Below are 4,173 nucleotides of genomic sequence, written 5' to 3'. Positions count from 1 at the left end.
TGTTAATTTTTGAGTTGCTGCTGTATCAAAAAGATAGACTCGATCAAAGGAACGGGTTGATAAAAGGGATAAAATAGGGCCGGGTTGTTCTTCCTGGCCAATCAATCCCTTGAAATAAGGATCGTGAAAACCAGTGAATGTAAGTAAGACGTCCATCGCTCCGTCGATTCCCCTATAAGTTGACCATTATCTGGCGTGGCCGATCTCTAAATTCAGCCCGTTGAAGATTAAGCGAACTGAACAATATAAAGCATAACAAACAGTTAAAGTCAATCTTAAAGCAAAAATATAAGGGCTCGGGAGGATTTGCTCTTTAATGAAAATATCCGTAATCCTCTAATCTCCTTGCTTTTCTTGCTTTTCCCTTGACCATCATTTATCCCTAATTTATACTTTTCTCATCAAAATTCATTTGTAGAGGCCTTTCATGCCCCATAGAATCCTTATTGTTGATGATGAACCGCATGTCACCGAAGCGCTGAAACGGGCTCTTCATAAGGAACCTTATGAAGTTTTGACAGCCAATTCCGCTAATGAAGCCCTGGAAATCCTGGCCCGCCAGCCCGTAGATGTTGTCGTCTCGGATGAAAAGATGCCCGGCATGTCCGGGTCGGAGTTTCTGACCGAGGTGTACAGCAATTACCCGGATACCTTCAGGATCATGCTGACGGGACACGCCAACCTCGACCTGGCCATGCGGGCCATCAATGAAGGTCATATATACCGTTTCTTAAAAAAACCCTGCAACGAACTGGAGATGGGCATTACCATCCGCCAGGCGGTGCAACAAAAGGAGTTGGCTGAAAAAAGCCGGTTGCTTCTCAAAAAGGTCAAGCAGCAGGATTCGGTTTTGCAGCGACTGGAAAAGGCCTATCCGGGGATTACGAAAGTAGAGCGAGACCCTAACGGAACAATCGTTATCGAGGATATCGATTTGGATTTGGATGCGCTTATTGAACAGATCAAAACAGAATTGGATTTATGAGTCTTATCCGTAATGGATAATTTAATCTGTTAAGAAATCAAAACCTTTCCCACGTAACACGCAACTCATAACCCATGACCGAAATTTCAACTATCTGAGAAAGCCCTCAACCCATGCCCCTCAGTGCCAAAGTCCTTGTGGTCGGCGGCGGCCCGGCCGGTGCTACCGCAGCCCGCCGGCTGGCTGAACACGGAAAAGATATTATACTGCTCGAAAAAAACCTCTCCCATAATAAGCCCTGCGGAGGCGGGCTGGCCCTCAAGGCCTTTGACGAGTTCGGTCTTCCGAAAACCGTCGTAAAAAAAGAGGTCCATGGTTTAAGGCTCTTTTCTCCAAAGGGAGAAGCCATAGAAATCGGACTCCGGGATAATCGCCTGGCCATCGTAGCCAGAAAAGAATTTGATCAAATGCTCCGCTTAACGGCCAGGGAGCAGGGGGCCAGAATCATCGAGGGAGAGTTTCTGAAGATTCGGGATGATAAAAAATGTATTGTCGAGGCCTTCATTGAAGGAAAACGGGTGGAAATCGTCTCCGAGTATATTATTGCGGCCGATGGGGTGAATTCCAGGGTCAGGACCTCTCTGGGCATCAAACCTGCGCCGTCCCTCCTGACAGCCTCGGAAACGGTCACCGGTCCCGATATGGACTATTGCGAGTTCTGGTTTGATGCCATGAGGAACCCCTATTCCTATTCCTGGGTCTTCCCGGCCCCGGAAGGCGTTTCCGTCGGCACAGGGTGTTTTGAACCTAAAGGCATCAATACCCTGCTGCTTCATTTCAAAGAAAGGACAGGCCGGATGGGGACCGGAAAAAAGAAAATATATCGGATCCCGGTCTGGGACGGACGGTTATATCATAAAAACAAAATCCTTTTTGCCGGTGATTCTGCCGGTCAGGTTTTACCCCTGTCGTATGAAGGGATTTATTATGCACTGAAGGCCGGTGAGCTGGCCGCCGAGGCCATACTGGAAGGGAAAGCCGCCCACTATAAAAAAAAGTGGAAAAGCCGCTTTCAAAAAAAATTCAGTCTCCTGACCAGGCTGCAAAACTTTTTTTTAAAAGATAATGCCTCGGCCGAAAAACTGGTGGCGTTACATCGAAGACCGGAGGTTCAGGAAGTCTCCCTCATGCTCTGGCTCGACAAAGGCGATCGCCACTACAACCTTCTCAATTACCTGAAGCTTTTCGGAAAATTTTTGCGATAAGATATTTTCAAAAAACAACAGCGGAGGGATCGTGCAATTCAAATATGGTCTTGATGATAAACCCCCATTGGGAGAAAATTTACTGTTAGGTGTACAATGGCTTTTTATCGCCATTCCCTCTATCATGATCATCGGCAAGATTGTCGGGGGTTTTCACTTTCCAAACCTTCCGGATCAGGTCATCTACCTGCAGAAGCTGTCCTTCGTCATGGCTGTGACCCTTTTCTTTCAAATTCTCCTGGGCCATGGCCTCCCGCTCATCGCCGGTCCGTCGACCGTCCTGCTCATCGGTATTATCACCAGCCGGGGGGTTGATACGGAAACGATCTACTTCACTATGATGCTCGGGGGATTGATCCTGGCCCTGGTGAGTGCCACCGGGCTTTTCGGTCATCTGCAACGCCTGTTTACGCCGCGGGTTATCGCAGTCGTCCTTTTACTTATCGGCTTTACCCTGATGCCAACGGTCATGAATCTCATCAGCAGTCCCGTTGGAACCGTCACGTCATTGACCCATATGGTTTTTTCCTTCTGCCTTATCCTGGGGATGATTGTTTTTCAGAAAAACACGAAAGGAATCTGGAAATCGACCCTGATTGTCTGGGCGATCCTTTTCGGGAGTATGGTTTACCATCTCCTCTTTCCGGAAGGCCTTTCGGTACAAAAAGGGGGCGACCTGGCCCCTCTGGCCTTTTTTTTTAAACATCTCACTATCCATTTTTCCATCGATCCAGGGGTCTTCATCTCCTTTCTCTTTTGTTTTCTGGCCCTCTCGATCAACGACCTTGGCTCTATCGAATCGCTGGACGACCTGCTGAAGCCCCCCGGTATGGCCCACCGGATAAACAGGGGCCTCACCTTCACCGGTATGGCCAATGTCCTGGCCGGTTTTTTCGGCGTCGTGGGACCGGTTAATTTTTCTTTAAGCCCGGGGGTGATATTATCCACCGGCTGTGCCTCCCGGTACACCCTCATCCCCACCGCCCTTATTCTTTTTCTTCTTTCCTTCTCCCCTGCCCTGATGGGACTGATTGGTATGGTACCGCCGGTGGTCATCGGCAGTGTTCTGGCCTATATCCTTTGCTTTCAAGTGATGGCCGGTCTGTTTCTGTTGTTCAAGTCGGAGGGGCCTTTTCAGGTCGAGACGGGATTGATCGTCGGTCTGCCGATCCTCCTGGGCATCATAGTCGCTTTTTTACCGGCCGGCGTTATCGATACCTTTCCGGCAACCCTGCGCCCGGTGATGGGTAATGGGTTTGTCATCGGCACCTTTATCGCTTTTTTTCTCGAACATCTGGTCTTCAGGCAAAAGAGAAAGACAAGTAATCCTCGTCCCAGGAAAGAAAGCCGTAGTTTACTGAAATGATAAAGAAAAAGGAGAGAATTCTTCTTGACATGCAGTAAATCGTTTACGATAATAATATTCCTACAGTCTAACTGATGAATTCAATTTATTCCAGGAAGGATAAATATTAAGTGTTTATTCTAACTATTTTTATTTGTTGCGTTGGAATAGGTCTTATGTCTTTCTACCTTTATTTCACCTGGGCGGTTAATAGATTCGGGAAATGTCCTAAATGCCATTCAATTATTCCTGTCCAAGAAATAATATTCGATCAAAGGGCAGGAGGACGTTTATGTAAGAGATGCGCCGAAAGATCGGATTCAAATTAATCTGTCAAGAAAAAATTCATTATAAAATTATTTTTCAGTTAACCCTTCGGCAAATATTCAGTTTAAATCAAGATAAAATATATTGACGGCTTGAAAATCCTTGGGTAGCATAACCATCCCATGGCCCATTTTTTAAAATCCCTTTCTTATCCACAAAGGCTCTTTATTCTTTTATCAGGCATATTTAATAGTTAACAGCGTCCCTTTACCCTCTGGTCCCGACATCCCTGGCTCTTTTTCTCCTTTCTTTTTCACCGGCGGTCCTGGGAGCGATCGGGATCGTTCCATCAGTGGTTGTCGGAAGCGTTC

The 4,173-nt window shown here is 47.0% G+C and carries 3 protein-coding genes; all 3 read left to right on the top strand.

Translation table 11 applies throughout. The features are described 5' to 3' along the window. The first annotated feature begins 427 nt into the window (after positions 1-427). The 3 genes from HY879_25120 (at position 428) to HY879_25110 (ending at position 3,556) form a co-directional block, all read left to right on the top strand. Entirely contained in the window at positions 428-985 is a 558-nt protein-coding gene (locus tag HY879_25120) for a response regulator (GenBank protein MBI5606627.1), read from the top strand. 113 nt (positions 986-1,098) lie between these two features. After that, positions 1,099-2,190: a geranylgeranyl reductase family protein gene (locus HY879_25115; GenBank protein MBI5606626.1), complete on the top strand. Its 1,092-nt coding sequence runs from the start codon at positions 1,099-1,101 to the stop codon at positions 2,188-2,190. A gap of 31 nt (positions 2,191-2,221) precedes the next feature. Beyond that, complete coding sequence (locus HY879_25110; protein MBI5606625.1) at positions 2,222-3,556, top strand: purine/pyrimidine permease; 1,335 nt, start codon at positions 2,222-2,224, stop codon at positions 3,554-3,556. Positions 3,557-4,173: the final 617 nt, after the last annotated feature.

It is taken from the genome of Deltaproteobacteria bacterium (assembly GCA_016219225.1).
Lineage (GTDB): Bacteria > Desulfobacterota > RBG-13-43-22 > RBG-13-43-22 > RBG-13-43-22 > RBG-13-43-22.
The sequence above is the reverse complement of the archived record's forward strand: the minus strand, read 5'-3'. Positions and strand labels throughout refer to the sequence as shown.